Origin of the sequence: Alkalihalobacillus pseudalcaliphilus (assembly GCF_028610675.1) — a bacterium.
Classification (GTDB): domain Bacteria; phylum Bacillota; class Bacilli; order Bacillales; family Bacillaceae_D; genus Alkalihalobacillus; species Alkalihalobacillus pseudalcaliphilus.
Window position 1 is genome coordinate 13,573 of the sequence record NZ_JAQQWS010000008.1, and the last position, 17,033, is coordinate 30,605.

The window sequence follows — 17,033 nt, forward strand, 5'->3', positions numbered from 1 at the left end:
AAGGAAGTTGGTCGACATGATCTTGGACAAAAAAGGGCGAGAACATGTCGATGAAGGCGGTTGGTCGACATGATCATAGGCCAAAAAGGACAAGATCATGTCGATGAAGGCGGTTGGTCGACATGATCATAGGTCAAAAAGGACAAGAACATGTCGATGAAGGAAGTTATTCAACGGAACTGAGAACCAGCTAACTTCCAGGCACAGCCTATCGCCCCTAAGTAAATTTCATCCAAAAGGAGGGAAACAAATGCAACTTACAATGAAAGCCACAGGAGAGCATGTTGAGGTTCTCTCCTATTTATTGGCCAAAAATCCGTACAACCTCTATGAGCGTAAAGTAAATGGACATCTTGTTCGAATGATTTTTCGCCACTTCACAAAGGAGCATGTCGAGGTTACTCTTTTTGTGACAGCTGACCCAATCGAATTATCGCGTGAAAACGCACAAGCCTATGACATCACTTCTTATATCAATGATCGAGAATTTGCGGTAAGTAGTATTTTCCTTACGCTCCTACGTTCCGCACTAGGTACTGCCTTAAATGGAAAACCAAAGGAAGAATATAAGGATTGGGTTGAGCATGTATTTAATCTTGAGTTTGAATTTGGACCAGTTGCTTCTAATCTAGGAGACAAGCAGATTCGTAAGTTATTTGAGCCGCTTGGTTATACGGTAGAAATGAAGAGCCCTGAGTTAGGAACTCTTCGTCGTTTTAAAGATAAAAGCACGGCACGTATGATTTCGATTAAAGGGGAGACCACGCTTCAACGTGGACTTAGACAGCTATTTGTCTTGATCCCTGTAATAGATAATTATAAGCATTATTTCATTGATGAAAAGGAAGTTGAAAAGATAAATCGATATGGTGAGGGCTGGCTGGATTACCATCCAGAAAGAAGCTTTATTTTAGAAAAAGCTTTAAGGTTCAAAGCAGTATACGAACAGCTCGAACATTTGGAGCAAGAACCTAAGTCAGAAGAATTAGGCACGCTCATAAAACACAAAGCGGAAGACAAAAAAATCAGTTTAAATGAATTAAGATATGAAAAAATTATTGAGTATGTGGAGCGTATTCCTAGAAAAACATCAATTGTTGATTTTGGTTCAGGAGAAGGTAAGCTTTCTGTGAAATTAGGATTTGTTCAAGGGATACAGGAGATTTTAGCTGTAGAACCTTCGGAACAAGCAACGAATCAAGCCATAAAGAGGTTTGAAAAAGTGTCTGACCGAGAAGGTTTTTTAATGCCGACACCACTTAGAAGCTCGTTGTTTTATTTCGATGATCGTTTAAAAAACAAAGATATTCTCATTTTATGCGAAGTCATTGAGCATATAGATGAGTACCGTTTGCCTAAAATGATGAATACGATTATTTCGCACTATCAGCCAAAATCATTCATTATAACAACACCCAACCAAGAATATAATCAAGTCTACGATTTAGGAGAAAACTATCGTCATCCTGACCATCGTTTTGAATGGACAAGAGAGCAATTTAAAGACTGGTGTCATTTACATAATGATGGGAATTATGACTTGCAATTTGATGGGATCGGCGATCAGCATGACTCATTTGGCTATCCTACACAACTTTGCTTATGGACAAGAAAGGAGGGCAACTAGATGGACATTATCTTGCCAACGGCTGGACTGGTTCTCTGTATTGGTCCTTCTAATAGTGGTAAATCAACTTGGCTACAAACACTGGTGAATGAAGGGGAAATTAAACGTTCGGAAGTTGTTAGTTCGGATGATTTTCGTGAGCTAGTGAGTGATGAGGTATTTATTGATTGGACGAATCGTTCTAAAGATGAAGCGGATATTTTAATGAATCAATATCAGCAAATATCGCAAGAAGCTTTTGCGATGTTGGACCGTGTAGTTGAGACAAGAGCTAAACTAAATAAATTAACGTTCATTGATGCGACACACTTACATCCAGATGATCGAGCGAGGTATCGCAAGCTTGCCGAGAAACAGCATGTTCCGATTTTTGCTCTAGTGTTTGACACGGAAGAGGATGTATTATTACAGCGTGACCAGCAACGTGAGAACCCGCGTGGAAAAAGACGAATTAAGCAGCAATATCAAACATTTAAACGAGAGAAACGTTATTTGAAAAAAGAAGATTATCATCGAATCTATGTGCTTAAGGAAACGGCAGTTCCAAGAATTATTCGTCAAGCATCGTCATCGCTTCAGTTAGACGTGGCATATGGGCTTGATATTATTGGTGATATCCATGGCTGCTTTGACGAATGGAGGGAATTATTGGATAAGCTCGGTTATCGACAAAATGAAGATGGCTTATACGTCCACCCAGAAGGAAGAAAATTCCTATCATTAGGTGACATTATGAGTCGCGGTCCAAAATCTTTTGCCACCCTACAATTCTTTTATGAACATGTTGAAGCAGGCCTTGCCTATATGATTGATAGTAATCATGGATGGAAGATTGCCCGATGGCTTGATGGTAAGAAAGTAACCTTAAACCACGGTGACGAAAAGGTTGAGCAGGAATTTAACAAATTGGAAGAACTTTATGGAGAAGAAGTAACTGATGCATGGAAAAAGAAAGTGAAAAAACTTCTTCTGCAAGCACCGTCCCATTACGTTTTAATCAAGCATGGTGTCGAGACAGCGGTTTGTGTTCATGCAGGTATACGAGATGAGTGGATCGGGAAACAGTCCAAGACTATTCGAGACTTTTGCCGTTATGGCGATACCGATGGTTTTGATGAAGAGGGAAAACCAATTCGTAAGGACTGGACAATTCAACATACGAGTAACCACCTAATCATTTGGGGGCATGATCCGAAAAAGAAACCGCTGCTAATGAACCAAACGATTAATATTGATCAAGGGGTAGTGTTTGGTGGAGAACTAACCGCATTTCGTTATCCAGAAAAGCAAATTGTTGCAGTAAAAGCGAAACAAGATTATTCAGCCGGGGCACGTAACCCTTTGCTAGATATAGAAAAGCAACGATTTAATCCGCCAAATATCGCAAAGTTTATCGAGGGTTATTCGGTTGTGACAGAGGAAATAGGCGAGGTTCGTATTACGAAACCTCATGTTATCCCTGCTTTTGATGCGGTCTCGCATGTAACATTACCATTGGAAGAATTGGTCTATATTCCGCCAACGATGAGCCCAACGCCAAGTCCATCGTCATTGGATTCATTTTTAGAGCATCCAAAAGAAGCGATTAATTATTATCGTCAAAAAGGTGTGCACAAAATGGTTGCAGAGAAAAAACATATGGGTAGCCGTGCGGTCTTGCTTTTATTTAAGAACGAGAGTGTCGCTAAGCAATATGTCGATAGAGAGACGCTAGGTGTTATTTACACAAGAACGGGAAGGCGCTTTTTTCAAGAAGATATGGAACAAGAGATTTTAGAAAAGCTTCAACAAGACTTGGCCTCTTTTTATCACCAATTCGAAATCGATTTTGTTTTATTAGATGCGGAAATTATGCCTTGGAATTTGAAGGCGAAAGAGCTTATTAATCAGCAGTATGCCCACGTTGCAGAAAATGCAAGATTAGACCGAATGAATATTTTAAAGCATCTAGAAGATATCAGTGTCGAACATGATGTATCGAGCTGGAAAAGAGAGTATGAACAAAAGTTAGAGCAAGCAGAAATTTTTGAACAAGTGTTTCAGAAATATTGTTGGGATATTGATAGTATTCATGAGGTTCAGATTGCTCCTTTCCATCTGTTAGCGGATAGCAAACAAACGTATTTTCAAAAATCTCATCTATGGCATATGGAGAAAAATCATGAGTTTGCCGAGCTTTCTGAGCTATTCGTTAAGACCGAGTTTAAAGTGATTGAGGACGAAAAGACGGAGGCCGAGGTTACACGTTGGTGGACGGAAATGAACGAGGACGGGCATGAAGGCATCGTCATTAAACCAGAGTATTTCCTTCACACATATAAAGGGAAATTAGTACAACCAGCCATTAAGGTACGGGGCCAAAAATATTTACACATCATTTATGGCATGGATTATTTAGAACCGCAAAACTTAGAACGCTTGAAGAAAAGGAATGTCAATAAAAAACAAAAGCTTGCGTTAAAGGAATTTGCATTGGGAATGGAAGGAATACGTCGCTTTGTCGAAGGAGAATCGGTAGAACGGATGCATGAATGTGTATTAGGAACATTGGCATTAGAAAAGGATCCTGTTGATCCAAGGTTATAGAAAAATATGGTATAATATTTAGAGTGATAGTGAATGACTCATAGTTGGGGTTGGCTCACCTTTCTTTAGGAGGGAGGTGATGCCCATGGTCAGTATTGCAGAGGCGCTTGCATTAATGATCTCATTTGGGATGTTAATTTTGGCGATTCTGTCATTCGATCGAAAAAAATAAGCCCCCTATGAGTTAAGGCTCAAATTAGGGAAGCTTATTTCCTCAGTTTGTAAGCCAACCCTTACGAATAAGGATTCGCTATGACATGCCGCTAGTGTTCGCGCACTGGCGGTTTTTTTATCATATGTTCTCTTATTTGTATTATACACGATCATTTGAATTTTTCAACAAAATGAGTAGGTTCTTTAGGTAGTGTCAGATTCGGAAAACTGATTACGTACGCTCATTTGTAGAACATCTTCCAAGTCGTCGAAACGGACGAGGAAATAATCAGCATGTTCAATGGAGGTAGACTGGCCATTTTGACGAAGATCCTGCCGAAGCTGTTCGATATGAATCGCATAACCATGTGGGTAAAATGCATCCTTCGTTAAGCTTGCTTGAGTGACCGTGATAATGGCCAAGTCGTCATGGAAATCCTCCATATAAAAGCGCTGATAAGGCATATTTAAACTGTAAGTCGCATACGTTCCTGAAAAATCAGCAGGTAACAGCATCCACTGTGGCTGTAATTCTCCATCCATTTCATCATAATAAACGCTTAATGTCATAAGACAATTTCTCCTCTCCTACTTGCTTGGCAAGCTGATGTAACATCGTCTTTGTGGAATCATACAGCTTGTCCTTTTGTAACGATTTCTTCCTTAATAAATCTTCTCGCTTCTTCCATTGATAAAAGTCATGTTGTCTTGCTCTTTCAGATTGTATCGTGAGGATTCTTTTCTTTACATAGGACTCTGGGATCTGAAAAGCTTCTACAACTTGTTCGATACTTTGAGCCTGCAATACAAAAGGTTCAAAGATATGGCGTGGCATTGAGAAATAAAGGGCATACCATTCGGCTTGCTCTTCCTGTAATTGAACGAATGAATCATTTAATCGTAGCTGATTTCCCGTGTGTTTACGAACATGGGAGAACTCATGAAAGAAATCATAGTGCTGTTCGTATAATGATTGGTTCTGATTAATGGAAATAAGAGCAAAGAGATCATCACTTACGCATTTGCTAGGTCCGTTCATGTATTCAATATGGATCGAGAAGTGATGGCAAATATTTTCGAGCGTTAAATCTTTGAGTGTGAGGATACCTTTCTCTTGAAAAAGCTCACTACAGATTTGATCACGAATCGTTGAGAATTGCATGTGAACACCTCAGTGATAGAATGTATGTTCGTATTTTATTGGTAGTAAAAACCTCGACCGCTCGGTGAGGTTTTTCCGTGGCAATAGTATAACATAGAACAAGCGGAGTTGACATAAAGAAAAGACCTATTTTTCTTTTTGTTGTTCTTTTAAAAAACGTTCACGTAAAGCTCGATATCGCTTTAGTTCTTCTTCCATAACCCCTTCTAAATGCTGCCTTTCATCCTCTGTCAATTGGTGAGCACCTTGTCTGAATGCATGTTGAACTAAGCTATTCTTATCATCTGTTCTCCCTAATAAATAATCGGTCGAAACCCCGTAAAAATCAGCGAATTTTGCGATGAGCTCTGGGTCAGGTTTCGACTGGCCGCTCTCATAGCGGGAGAGCTGATAATTGGTTAATTCGAAGTATGTTGCAGCTTCTTTTTGTGATTTAAATTGACTTTGTTCTCTTACAAGTTTTAATCGAACACCTAGGACATTTTCCATCATCGCGCCTCCAGTATTAATCTTAGTTCTATTATATATGATTTGCAAAAAAAGCAAAAGATACTGAAAATATTGCAAAAAATGATTGACATTGCACAAAATGCAAATTATATTAATTGTAAGTATTGTTGCATAAAATGCAATTTATTAATTAGGAGGAATGCTTCTATGAATGAAAAGGAGTTAGATAAAAGAATCAGAGAATTAGAGATTAAAATGGCTTCACATCATCAAAAAGTAATGGTAGCTGGTTCGGATATTAAAGAATTAAAAGGCTCTTTCACATGGCTTAATCGACTAATTTTTGGAACCATCCTATTACAGCTGATACACTTCCTTTTTTCGAAGTTGCTTGTGTAGTGGTTTTTATGATTAGTTTGTTGGTGAGAAATATCGACTACGATGAATTTTCTAAAAATATTGACGGTTATGAACTTTACCGCTTACAATATAAGAAGCCATTAGTTTTTAGTGAAGTTTTTAGAACTTGAAAAGAGTGATTAATATGGCATTAAATCAAGAACGGCGAATTGGAAGAGAAGCGATGCTATTAGTTCTTTCTGTTGATGCTGAACAGGAAGTTAAGCGTTTAAACCAAGCAGATTGGCAAGCTTGTATGGGTAAGGTTGGATCGATGGAGGCTCATAAGGTTGTAGCAGCAGTTGAGACAGCAGCCAAAAAGAATGGGTTAATTAAGACAGGCATTTACCGAGAAAGCCATGCTTTATACCATGCGATTATGGAAGCGCTTCAAGGCGTTACGCGTGGTCAAGTGCAGTTGGGATCGGTACATCGGACAGTCGGTTTGAGTTTCGCCATTTTACGTGGTAATCCGTATGAGCAGATAGAAGAAGGAGATTGGATTGCCGTTTCCTTATACGGAACGATTGGAGCACCCGTTAAAGGCTCTGAGCATGAGGCAATTGGACTTGGTATTAATCATATTTAACAATTTAATCAATAAGTGCAGAAACACTTATTAAGCCCATAGAACTTAGTGATTAGGGGGCTATATCTTATGAAGTTTTTTTACGAACTTCTTGAGGTATAGTTCCCTTTTTTATTGGTTCTTTAGTTGGGTAAAGTGATTGGGGGTTGAGTAGGTGGTCATTTTAAATGGTCAAACATTAGATTTTCATGAGTTAAAACGTGTACTTTTCGAAAAAGAAAAGGTTAGTTTTTCTGATGAAAGTAGGCGTAAAGTGGAAAAAAGTAGGGAAGTTGTGGAAAAGATTGTCGCGGAGAAAAAGGTCGTTTATGGAATTACGACTGGATTTGGGAAATTTAGTGACGTATTTATTGATACAGACAATGTCGAAACTCTTCAGTTGAATTTAATCCGCTCTCATGCTTGTGGTATAGGTGAACCGTTTCCAGAAATAGTATCGAGAGCTATGTTATTACTTCGAGCTAATGCTTTATTAAAGGGTTTTTCCGGAGTGAGGCCCGTTGTAATTGAACGTCTATTAGATTTAGTGAATGCTGAAATTCATCCCGTGATTCCACAGCAGGGCTCACTTGGGGCTAGTGGCGATCTTGCCCCGCTATCCCATTTGGTATTAGCGCTCATTGGGGAGGGCGAAGTTTTTTATAAAGGTGAGCAGGTCGGTTCTTTAACAGCTATGACAAAGGAAAATTTGTTTCCCATAACATTAACAGCGAAGGAAGGACTTGCGTTAATTAATGGTACGCAGGCAATGACAGCAATGGGCGTAGTTGCTTATTTAGAGGCGGAAAAATTAGCACTTCAGGCAGATTTGATCGCTGCAATTACGATGGAAGCCTTACAAGGAGTCATTGATGCTTTTGATGAAGATATACACCTAGCACGCGGGTTTAAGGAACAAATTTGTGTCGCCTCTCGTGTGCGAGAATTGTTAAAGGATAGTCAACTTGTGACAAAGCAAGGTGAATTAAGGGTACAGGATGCTTATTCGCTTCGTTGTATCCCTCAGGTTCACGGAGCTACATGGCAAGTGCTCGGTTATGTGAAAGAGAAGTTGGAAATTGAAATGAATGCAGCAACTGATAACCCACTTATTTTTGATGAGGGTGAAAAGGTACTATCTGGTGGGAATTTCCATGGTCAGCCAATTGCATTTGCCATGGACTTTTTGAAAATTGCCATGGCTGAGCTTGCGAATATATCAGAACGTCGGATTGAGAGGCTCGTCAATCCACAACTAAATGATTTGCCACCGTTCTTAAGTCCTGAACCGGGTTTGCAATCAGGGGCGATGATTATGCAATATGCGGCCGCTTCCCTTGTCTCAGAAAATAAGACGCTGGCCCATCCGGCAAGTGTTGATTCGATTCCCTCATCGGCTAACCAAGAAGATCATGTTTCCATGGGGACGATAGGTTCACGCCATGCTTATCAAATTATCACTAATGTTCGAGGTGTGTTAGCGATCGAGGCTATTTGTGGCTTACAGGCAGTAGAGTATCGAGGCGTGGAAAAAATGGCTACCGCTACACGCAATTTTTATAAGGAAGCACGTCAAATTACGCCAATGATTTCGATTGATCGTGTTTTTTCAAAGGATATTAAGGTGGTACAAAAATGGTTGAAGGATTATACATGCCAAACGATTCATCCTTTTATGGGTCAGACAAACATCCATCAACAACGCTAAAAAGATGGAAGTGACTATAAAAAGAAGGAATGGGCACTTTCACGAGAAAATGTGGGTTCATAAAAGGAAGAAAGGGCACGTTCGAGAGGGGACAGAGAGTTCGAAGTTGTCATAAAATATGCGAATGATTCATTCATGCTCAAAATTTCTGCAATAATCTTCACACAAACCCATATGGCGAAGCACCATGCACTTCGCCACCAACAAAGATAAAAGTAGTGGCGACTGTTGAAACTGTTGGCACGCTTACAACTCGATCACCATCAGGAGTCTGCCTGAATAAACAGGGAGCACGGTTCTGCTAAGTTCATTGATCACAAGATAGATGACCAGCTAACTTCAAGGCATAATCTATCGCCCATAAGTAACTTTCACACAATAAAGGAGGCAGTTCAAATGGATACAATCAAAACAGGGAAAGTCCAGCGTTACCGTGGGACAGAGCTACAAACAAAAGGCTGGCAACAGGAAGCGGTTTTAAGAATGCTTATGAATAATCTCGATGAAGAAGTGGCCGAGCGTCCAGAGGATTTAGTTGTTTATGGAGGGATTGGTAAGGCAGCTAGGAACTGGGAAAGTTTTGATGCGATTGTTAAAAGCTTGAAGGAGCTTGAGGATGATGAAACGCTTTTAGTTCAATCTGGAAAGCCGGTTGTTGTTTTTAAAACACATGCGAATGCACCTCGTGTGCTCTTAGCGAATTCGAATATTGTTCCCGCTTATGCGAATTGGGATACGTTTCATGAATTAGATCGGAAGGGTCTAATGATGTATGGTCAAATGACCGCGGGGTCTTGGATCTATATTGGCTCACAAGGTATTGTACAAGGCACGTATGAAACCTTTGCCGAGCTTGCTAAGCAAAGCTTTCATGGGTCATTAAAAGGGACGATTACTGTAACTGCAGGATTAGGTGGAATGGGTGGTGCACAGACCCTAGCTGTAACGATGAATGAGGGTGTTGTGATCGCCATCGAAGTGGATGAGACGAGAATCGATCGGCGTATAGAAACTCGTTATTGTGATGTGAAAGTAAAAACATTGGATGAAGCACTCGAACGTGCGGAGCAAGCTAAGGAAAAAGGCCAACCTCTTTCGATAGGATTATTAGGGAATGCGGCTGAAATTTTACCCGAGATGGTACGTCGTACTTTTATTCCAGACGTTTTAACGGACCAAACTTCTGCACACGACCCGTTAAATGGCTATATTCCTATTGGGATGGAATTAGCAGAGGCTGATGCTTTAAGAAGTTCAAATGCAAGAGAGTACATGCAAAAATCAAAGGCGGCGATCGCAACTCATGTAAAGGCGATGCTTGAGCTACAAAGCTTAGGAGCGATTACATTTGATTACGGCAACAATATTCGCCAAGTTGCCAAAGATGAAGGCGTTGAAAATGCTTTTAATTTTCCAGGCTTTGTTCCTGCCTATATTCGTCCGCAATTTTGTGAAGGAAAAGGGCCATTCCGTTGGGTTGCATTATCGGGTGATCCAGAAGATATTTATAAAACCGATGAAGCGATTTTACGAGAGTTTGCTGATAATGAGCATTTGTGTAATTGGATTCGTATGGCTCAAGAAAAGATTGAGTTTCAAGGCTTACCATCACGTATTTGCTGGTTAGGTTATGGGGAGAGAGCCCGTTTTGGCAAAATCATTAATGACATGGTCAAAAGTGGTGAGCTAAGGGCACCAATTGTAATTGGGCGCGATCATCTTGATTCGGGCTCAGTAGCCTCTCCGAATCGTGAAACAGAAGGAATGAAAGATGGCTCTGATGTTGTCGCCGATTGGCCAATTTTAAATGCGATGATTAATGCCGTTGGTGGGGCAACATGGGTATCTGTGCATCACGGTGGTGGTGTAGGAATGGGTTATTCCATGCATGCAGGTGTCGTGATTGTTGCCGATGGAACAGATGAGGCGGGTCGGAGAATTGAGCGTGTTTTAACAACGGATCCTGGTATGGGCGTTGCACGCCATGTTGATGCCGGTTACGATTTAGCCAAAGAGACAGCGAAAAAACATCAGATGAAAATCCCGATGATGAATGATGAATCATAAAAGGATGTGAATGAGATGAGCCAAACTTATTTATATATACAAAATGCGAATGAAGTGATTACAGTTGCTGGTTATTCGGAAAAACCTGCTACGAAGGAACGCATGAATGAGTTGTCAATTATTAAGAAAGGTAGTGTCTTAGTTAAAGGCGACCGAATTATCGCGGTTGGTCCAGATAAGGACCTTCAAAATCAATTTGCTTCTGAAATATCCGAAGCAAAAACCATTCAAGCAGCTGGAAAAATTGTGACACCAGGTTTCGTGGATCCACATACACATCTTGTTTTTGCCGGTAGTCGTGAAAATGAATTTAATATGCGTTTACAAGGGAAAACGTATATGGACATCATGAATGCAGGTGGTGGGATTCATGCAACCACTCGTGCCACTCAGGAAGCGGATGAAAATCAACTTTTCTCTGAGAGTGTAAAAAGGCTAAACCGCTTTTTATTACAAGGTGTGACAACGATTGAGGCAAAAAGTGGCTACGGTTTAACTCTTGAGCATGAAATCAAGCAGCTTGAGGTTGCCAAGCAGCTAGATGAAGAGCATGTTGTCGATATTGTCTCTACATTTATGGGAGCACATGCTGTTCCGGTAGAGTTTAAAGAAAATCCAGATGCTTTTGTAGATATTGTCATCAATGAGATGATACCAAAAGTGGCTGAACTTGGTTTAGCGGAGTTTAATGATGTGTTTTGTGAACATGGTGTCTTTACACCCGAACAGTCGAAAAAAATTCTTGAAGCTGGTTTAAAACATGGCTTACTGCCGAAAATTCATGCTGATGAAATTGAACCTTATGAAGGAGCAGAGCTTGCCGCAGAGGTGGGAGCGATCTCTGCCGATCATTTATTAAAGGCTTCCGAAAAAGGGATGGAGCAAATGGCAGATCAAGGAGTCATCGGCGTGTTGTTGCCGGGAACGGCCTTTTTCCTCATGGCTGAATCAGCAAATGGAAGAAAAATGATTGATACAGGCGTACCTGTGGCCTTGTCGACTGATTGTAACCCTGGTTCATCACCAACCGTTTCATTACCACTCATTATGAATCTTGGGTGCTTAAAAATGGGAATGACACCGGCTGAAGTTCTTACCGCTACAACAATTAATGCGGCTCATGCCATTAATCGTGCTGAGGAAATAGGGTCGATTGAAGTCGGAAAAAAAGCCGATCTTGTATTACTAGATGTTCCTAATTATATGCAAATGCAATACCTTTATGGGGTGAATCATACGAGTAAGGTTATTAAAGCAGGGAAGTTAGTCGTTGAGAATGGAAGACTCATATGAGTAACTACCCGTATCCATTATTAAATCAACCACCTTTCACCTATTCGAGGAATGATAATGTGGTGGAACCGAAAGCACATGAGTGGATTAGGCCAATCGATGATGAACCATCGAGCTGGAAAATGTATGATGCCGTCATACTCGGTATCCCACTATCGCGTTCGTCCATTTCGGCCTCCTATGCTAGTGAAAATCCAGAAGCTTTCAGAAGAACTTGGAAATCCTTTTCGACTTATAATTTGGATGAAGACATCGATTTATCCATACTACAAGTCGCTGATCTTGGTGACGTTAAAGAGCATATTACCGATATTCAGCAGTGTCATCAAAATATTCGTGATGCGATGAAGGCGATTCAAACCTATCACCCTCAAGCAATTCCTATAAGTATAGGTGGTGACCACTCGATAACGGCTATGCTAGTGAGGGGCTATAAAGATGTCTATCCGAATGAGCGTGTCGGTATTTTACAGTTTGACACTCATTTTGACTTGCGTGACCCAAAAGAAATCGGTCCAGCCAACGGAACACCGATTCGCCAGTTGATTGAGGATGCTCAAGTATTAGGTGAAGATGTTTATAATATCGGTCTGCACGGTTTTTTTAACGCTAAATCTTTAAAACAATACGCCGATGAAGCGGGTCTTCATTATATAACGATGAAGCAAGCAAGAAAAAAAGGAATCGAAGAAACGGTTCGAGCAGTAGTAGAGGCATTGAATGATAAAGTTGATAAAATATATATGACGGTAGATATGGATGTACTTGATGTCAGCGTGGCACCTGGTGCACCAGTTTCCACGCCAGGTGGCATGTATGTACATGAGTTATTGGAGGCCGTGCAAGTGGCAGGTGAATATGAGAAAGTATTCGCGATGGATATCGTCTGCCTCGATCCACAAAAAGATGTAGCGATGGCAACAGTCAAAACTGGTGTTCATGTGATGCTGTCGTTTTTAACAGGGAAGATGGTAGCGGCTAGTGGAAAATAACGAATGAGTGCTAAGGTAGACCATACCAATGGTTCCTTAGCACATTTTTGATGGATACTTCTAAAGACTAAAGATGCTGGTTACCTTTGAGCCGCCCGTTATTACTCTTTGATTCAAAGTTTTTCATTCAATCCATCATCGCTTTATGAATTAATGACTTCTGAGCCGAATTCTAAGCATTCTTGGCAGATGGAGACATTTGGCCCTAATGCTAAATCTCCAATCTCTTCTTTACTTCTATGGCAAAAAGAACAATTTGAAAGAAATTCATTTTCTATTTCACTTTTTGGGGGAGAAGTTCGATTAATTGCGGGGTACAGTTCATCAAACACTTTAGGTTCAATATAATCAAATTCACCTTTTAACTTGACGGCAATCGTAGTATATGCAATGGCCATACCTTCGTAAAAACGTTGACGTTCAATGTGTGCACTTTGTTCAGATTTTCCTTCACATAATGTACTTAAGTTTTCAAGTTCTTTAATCAAGTCCTCAACTTTTGCCCCTCTAAATGTTTTCTTACGGAAATCTTGTTCCATGTGCCTCAACACCACTTTCTTTTAAATTTAGTAACTAAAACATGTTCACATTAGTTAGCTACTTAAAGTAGTTATGTATACATTTGTATACAAATTCTTTTATTTATATTCTTCATTATTAAAGAAATTCCTACTAGATAAACAAAAAATTATAAAAGTGAAATTAAAAATGTAAGATAACTATTAATTGTAACGTAGTATAGAATGGACTCACCAAGGTAAGTGAGCAATTTAAAAGAAATGCTTGACTGTAGGTGATGATAAACTAAACTCAAATGTTTTTTTATTAGGAAGGAAGTGTTTGTAATGGCAGATGAAAAAGAGTGCTGTGAATCAAAGCGTTATTCGTTACCCCGATCATCTAATAATAAAAAATCGAATTCGTTCAACATCGTATCACGAGAAGAGTGGCAGAAAGAGCATGAGCAGTTTCGAGAAAAAGAAAAGGCTATGACCCGTGCTTATGATGAATTGCATGCAGAAAGACGAAGGTTACCGATGGTTGAAGTATTAAAAGATTATTCATTTTATGGACCGAATGGAAAAGTAGGTTTAGAGGATTTATTTGCCGGCTATAGTCAGCTTATTGTCTACCATTTCATGTTTGATCCGAAATGGGAGGAGGGCTGTGATGGATGTTCGATGATGGTTGACCATATGGGACATCCGGCACATTTAAACGCAAGGGATACTCAACTCGTCTTAATTTCACGAGCCCCTTACGACAAGCTCGATGCATTCAAACGGAGAATGGGCTGGTCGACCCCTTGGTATTCCTCTTTTGAGAGTCAATTTAATGAAGACTTTGGGGCAACAAAAGAATTTGGAGAACAGCACGGTTATAGTGTGTTTTTAAAGAAAGATCATCAAATCTACCATACGTATTCTACTTGGAATCGAGGTGTCGAATATTTAGGATCCAATTGGAGTTATTTAGACTTAACACCATATGGTCGTCAAGAGCTTTGGGAGGATTCACCTTCGTATGTAAAAAAAACTGAGCCTTACACATGGTGGCGTCATCATGATAAATATGAATAACTGTTAGTGAAGAAGGGTGCGCAATGGGAACGCACCTTTTTAGTTAATCCCAATGATTAAAAATGATATCTCCAATGCAAGAGGGTTTCCAGTATACGACATCACGGAGCTCATGTTGACTTAACTGGTTGTCTATATTGAGTGAAATAACACCCTTTTTTGCTCGTTTAAGTAGCACGGTTTGCTCTAAGTAATCAAGTGGGATGATTTCATAATAAGGTTTTAATTCTTGGGCAAATGGGTGGTAGATAAATATTGCTTTGAAGAAATCTACTTCACTTGCCACACTCACGTATGGATACGTTGCGTGTAATAAAATATAAATCGGGTCATCTTTTAAGTTGATTTTTGCTAAATGATAGGAACAAAAATGGGCTTCCTCTATGCTAAGAATCTCCCCTTGCTTGGCTTTGACAAGAGGGTAGAGAACTTGTTTAAATTGCTGGTAATGTTGATGGGCTGTATTTGAATCATCGAAAGCATGACTCGTAATACCCTCTGGGAGATACACAGGTAGCACCTCCTAACATGATCTTTTTTTCTTGCTAAGAGTTACGGCATAAGGTGCCAATTGCTTATCGGCTTTGATAATGATGATAAGTTGGTTGATTTCTTCTTGGGTAAATAGTCTTTTATCGTAAAAATGCTGTGTGTACAGTGCGCCGATATCTCTGAAATTATCGTCTTTATGCTTGAGTAATAGAGTGATATTTTCATAGATATTCGGATCATGGTCTTTTTGTGTTTCATATACATGATTGAGGTTAAGGATAAGTGAATCTAAATCATTCGTTAAAATGGCGAGTTCTAACCCTTGTGGCGAATAATCGCCTTGATCCTCTACTTCTATTTCCTCGCTCTCCTCATATTCATATAATCCCGCAAGAAAACTCTCGAAATTAGCCGTTAGCTCAATGGTTAACTCTTGTTCAACATCTAAATAAATGATAGACGGATCCGTTTTTGTATGGCGATAGTCAAACGCAAACCAGCCGTGGCCATCCCCAGCAAATAATACGATAGACTCTGGTAAACCCCATTCTTCAATCAGGTAAGGAGTAGCTAAGATGCCCTCATTTGGTTTAATTCCAAAGATTTTTTCTATATGTACATGGTCATCCGCCCAAGAATTAGGTGTCGTGGTTGGAAATGCGTTTATAGAAATATAACCACCATTTTGGATTTTTAAAAGGCGGATATATGCCTCTGGTAATTTAATATTTAGCTGCTTTTCTGCCTCATGAATCTGTTTATCTATTACTGGATGAGGTCGTTCTCCATACTCATCCTCAAGCCACAAATGTTCCATTCTATCAGCCCCTTGTTATTGGTTATTTTAATCATAAAGGATTACTGTCCTATTGTCTGTATAAAATTGCAAGTGGAATAAATAGAAAAATAGTTGAAACCTTTTTGGAGATAAAACGAATACTAGTAAAAGGAAATGAAAAGAAGGTGGCTATTTTGACTTATCTTATTTTATCTATACGGTTCCTATTAGAACTAGCACTTCTAGTTGCTGTAGGAGTTGGTGCCTATCACGTTGGTGGAAGTTCATTTATAAAGTATGGATTTGCTATTTTAGCACCTTTGTTAGTTGCCTGTGTATGGTGGATCTTCATCTCACCTAAAGCATTAATCATTATACCATTTGGTGCAAAATTATTAATTGAGCTCCTTCTATTTATACTTGGAGCATCTCTATTATACATAGCTGGTTATCAGAATTACGCGATATTACTTATCACTTTAGCCTTATTGAACAGAGGAATGATGTATATGTGGAAAGTAGATGGGTAATAAAGAAAACATAATGTTTGAAAGAACTTCCCTATGGCCAGCTGATTTCAAGGCAAAAACTATCGTACCAAGCCGATAATCTCAGAGGACGTGGAGCATGATTTTCGGTAGCGACAAGTAGAACTCCGCATATGAGTATGAGCACTAATTTTCATATAAAACGCCCATGTCGGAGCTAAAATCAGCTCCGACACCAACAAAAATGAATGTCATCTATCGCCATCTTAAGATATATGGGGGTTTGTGAAGGTACTGAGGTCAAACGATGAAGTATCTGCACAAAGAGGGTGTTAATGTGAAGGTACTGAGGTCAAACGATGAAGTATCTGCACAAAGAGGGTGTTAATGTGAAGATACTAAGGCCAAACGATGAAGTATCTGCACAAAGAAGGTGTTAATGTGAAGATACTGAGGTCAAACAATGAAGTATCTGCACAAAGAGGGGGTTAATGTGAAGATACTGAGGTCAAACGATGAAGTATCTGCACAAAGAGGGTGTTAATGTGAAGATACAAAGGTCAAACGATGAAGTATCTGCACAAAGAGGGTGTTAATGTGAAGATGCTGAGGCCAAACGATGAAGTATCTGCACAAAGAGGGTGTTAATGTGAAGATGCTGAGGCCAAACGATGAAGTATCTGCACAAAG

General features: G+C 39.7%; 17 protein-coding genes. 11 read left to right on the plus strand and 6 right to left on the minus strand.

All coding sequences use genetic code 11. The features are described from left to right. Positions 1 to 250: 250 nt before the first annotated feature. From PQ479_RS15615 to PQ479_RS15625, 3 genes are all read left to right on the plus strand, one after another. Complete coding sequence (locus PQ479_RS15615) at positions 251 to 1,627, plus strand: 3' terminal RNA ribose 2'-O-methyltransferase Hen1 (RefSeq protein ID WP_047987426.1); 1,377 nt, start codon at positions 251 to 253, stop codon at positions 1,625 to 1,627. Then, on the plus strand, positions 1,628 to 4,213 hold the full coding sequence (locus PQ479_RS15620; protein WP_047987427.1) for a polynucleotide kinase-phosphatase: 2,586 nt from the start codon (positions 1,628 to 1,630) through the stop codon (positions 4,211 to 4,213). 79 nt (positions 4,214 to 4,292) lie between these two features. Further along, positions 4,293 to 4,385, plus strand: a complete 93-nt coding sequence (locus PQ479_RS15625) for a putative holin-like toxin (protein ID WP_273717084.1) — start codon at positions 4,293 to 4,295, stop codon at positions 4,383 to 4,385. 185 nt (positions 4,386 to 4,570) lie between these two features. On the opposite strand, the gene PQ479_RS15630 is transcribed toward PQ479_RS15625, so the two are convergent. From PQ479_RS15630 to PQ479_RS15640, 3 genes are all read right to left on the minus strand, one after another. Continuing rightward, complete coding sequence (locus PQ479_RS15630; protein ID WP_047987428.1) at positions 4,571 to 4,936, minus strand: hypothetical protein; 366 nt, start codon at positions 4,934 to 4,936, stop codon at positions 4,571 to 4,573. After that, a complete protein-coding gene (locus tag PQ479_RS15635) occupies positions 4,914 to 5,528 on the minus strand; it encodes an ImmA/IrrE family metallo-endopeptidase (protein ID WP_047987429.1) in 615 nt (204 codons plus the stop codon). The genes PQ479_RS15630 and PQ479_RS15635 overlap by 23 nt, the downstream gene beginning before the upstream one ends. A 126-nt stretch (positions 5,529 to 5,654) precedes the next feature. Then, a complete protein-coding gene (locus tag PQ479_RS15640) occupies positions 5,655 to 6,017 on the minus strand; it encodes a helix-turn-helix domain-containing protein (RefSeq protein WP_047987430.1) in 363 nt (120 codons plus the stop codon). Between the two features lie 168 nt (positions 6,018 to 6,185). On the opposite strand from PQ479_RS15640, the gene PQ479_RS15645 reads away from it, so the two are divergent. The 6 genes from PQ479_RS15645 (at position 6,186) to PQ479_RS15670 (ending at position 13,005) form a co-directional block, all read left to right on the plus strand. Next, positions 6,186 to 6,377, plus strand: coding sequence for a hypothetical protein (locus PQ479_RS15645; RefSeq protein ID WP_047987431.1), 192 nt, complete (start codon positions 6,186 to 6,188; stop codon positions 6,375 to 6,377). 145 nt (positions 6,378 to 6,522) lie between these two features. After that, positions 6,523 to 6,966, plus strand: a complete 444-nt coding sequence (gene hutP / locus PQ479_RS15650; RefSeq protein ID WP_047987432.1) for a hut operon transcriptional regulator HutP — start codon at positions 6,523 to 6,525, stop codon at positions 6,964 to 6,966. A 154-nt stretch (positions 6,967 to 7,120) separates the two neighbouring features. Continuing rightward, positions 7,121 to 8,653, plus strand: a complete 1,533-nt coding sequence (gene hutH / locus PQ479_RS15655) for a histidine ammonia-lyase (RefSeq protein WP_047987433.1) — start codon at positions 7,121 to 7,123, stop codon at positions 8,651 to 8,653. Between the two features lie 396 nt (positions 8,654 to 9,049). Beyond that, the gene (hutU, locus tag PQ479_RS15660; RefSeq protein WP_047987434.1) at positions 9,050 to 10,720 is read left to right on the plus strand and encodes a urocanate hydratase; all 1,671 of its coding nucleotides are present in this window, start codon (positions 9,050 to 9,052) and stop codon (positions 10,718 to 10,720) included. Between the two features lie 15 nt (positions 10,721 to 10,735). Further along, positions 10,736 to 12,013 carry an imidazolonepropionase gene (hutI, locus tag PQ479_RS15665; RefSeq protein WP_047987435.1) on the plus strand — a complete coding sequence of 426 codons (1,278 nt, stop codon included), beginning with the start codon at positions 10,736 to 10,738 and terminating at the stop codon, positions 12,011 to 12,013. Next, positions 12,010 to 13,005: an agmatinase family protein gene (locus PQ479_RS15670; protein WP_047987436.1), complete on the plus strand. Its 996-nt coding sequence runs from the start codon at positions 12,010 to 12,012 to the stop codon at positions 13,003 to 13,005. Before hutI ends, PQ479_RS15670 begins: the two co-directional genes overlap by 4 nt. Positions 13,006 to 13,148: 143 nt before the next feature. On the opposite strand, the gene PQ479_RS15675 is transcribed toward PQ479_RS15670, so the two are convergent. After that, positions 13,149 to 13,544, minus strand: coding sequence for a ClpX C4-type zinc finger protein (locus tag PQ479_RS15675; protein ID WP_047987437.1), 396 nt, complete (start codon positions 13,542 to 13,544; stop codon positions 13,149 to 13,151). 306 nt (positions 13,545 to 13,850) lie between these two features. Here PQ479_RS15675 and PQ479_RS15680 point away from each other — a divergent pair, with 306 nt between their 5' ends. After that, complete coding sequence (locus PQ479_RS15680; protein WP_083991165.1) at positions 13,851 to 14,585, plus strand: DUF899 domain-containing protein; 735 nt, start codon at positions 13,851 to 13,853, stop codon at positions 14,583 to 14,585. Positions 14,586 to 14,628: 43 nt separating this feature from the next. Here PQ479_RS15680 and PQ479_RS15685 read toward each other — a convergent pair whose 3' ends face one another. Both PQ479_RS15685 and PQ479_RS21910 read right to left on the minus strand, forming a co-directional pair. Further along, entirely contained in the window at positions 14,629 to 15,096 is a 468-nt protein-coding gene (locus PQ479_RS15685; protein ID WP_047987438.1) for a hypothetical protein, read from the minus strand. Positions 15,097 to 15,108: 12 nt separating this feature from the next. Beyond that, positions 15,109 to 15,894, minus strand: coding sequence for an SMI1/KNR4 family protein (locus tag PQ479_RS21910; protein ID WP_069187701.1), 786 nt, complete (start codon positions 15,892 to 15,894; stop codon positions 15,109 to 15,111). Positions 15,895 to 16,049: 155 nt separating this feature from the next. Here PQ479_RS21910 and PQ479_RS15695 point away from each other — a divergent pair, with 155 nt between their 5' ends. Then, positions 16,050 to 16,385 (plus strand): DUF2568 domain-containing protein, encoded by a 336-nt coding sequence (locus PQ479_RS15695; RefSeq protein WP_047987439.1) that lies wholly within the window; start codon positions 16,050 to 16,052, stop codon positions 16,383 to 16,385. Positions 16,386 to 17,033: the final 648 nt, after the last annotated feature.

What these genes read in the sequence shown, in the direction of transcription:
- PQ479_RS15670 (WP_047987436.1), top strand. Translation starts at nt 12,010, where the DNA reads ATGAGTAACTACCCGTATCCATTATTAAATCAACCACCTTTCACCTAT.
- PQ479_RS15680 (WP_083991165.1), top strand. Translation starts at nt 13,851, where the DNA reads ATGGCAGATGAAAAAGAGTGCTGTGAATCAAAGCGTTATTCGTTACCC.
- PQ479_RS15635 (WP_047987429.1), bottom strand. Translation starts at nt 5,528, where the DNA reads ATGCAATTCTCAACGATTCGTGATCAAATCTGTAGTGAGCTTTTTCAA.
- PQ479_RS15625 (WP_273717084.1), top strand. Translation starts at nt 4,293, where the DNA reads ATGCCCATGGTCAGTATTGCAGAGGCGCTTGCATTAATGATCTCATTT.
- hutI (WP_047987435.1), top strand. Translation starts at nt 10,736, where the DNA reads ATGAGCCAAACTTATTTATATATACAAAATGCGAATGAAGTGATTACA.
- PQ479_RS15640 (WP_047987430.1), bottom strand. Translation starts at nt 6,017, where the DNA reads ATGGAAAATGTCCTAGGTGTTCGATTAAAACTTGTAAGAGAACAAAGT.
- PQ479_RS21910 (WP_069187701.1), bottom strand. Translation starts at nt 15,894, where the DNA reads ATGGAACATTTGTGGCTTGAGGATGAGTATGGAGAACGACCTCATCCA.
- hutU (WP_047987434.1), top strand. Translation starts at nt 9,050, where the DNA reads ATGGATACAATCAAAACAGGGAAAGTCCAGCGTTACCGTGGGACAGAG.
- hutP (WP_047987432.1), top strand. Translation starts at nt 6,523, where the DNA reads ATGGCATTAAATCAAGAACGGCGAATTGGAAGAGAAGCGATGCTATTA.
- PQ479_RS15675 (WP_047987437.1), bottom strand. Translation starts at nt 13,544, where the DNA reads ATGGAACAAGATTTCCGTAAGAAAACATTTAGAGGGGCAAAAGTTGAG.
- PQ479_RS15620 (WP_047987427.1), top strand. Translation starts at nt 1,628, where the DNA reads ATGGACATTATCTTGCCAACGGCTGGACTGGTTCTCTGTATTGGTCCT.
- PQ479_RS15615 (WP_047987426.1), top strand. Translation starts at nt 251, where the DNA reads ATGCAACTTACAATGAAAGCCACAGGAGAGCATGTTGAGGTTCTCTCC.
- PQ479_RS15630 (WP_047987428.1), bottom strand. Translation starts at nt 4,936, where the DNA reads ATGACATTAAGCGTTTATTATGATGAAATGGATGGAGAATTACAGCCA.
- PQ479_RS15645 (WP_047987431.1), top strand. Translation starts at nt 6,186, where the DNA reads ATGAATGAAAAGGAGTTAGATAAAAGAATCAGAGAATTAGAGATTAAA.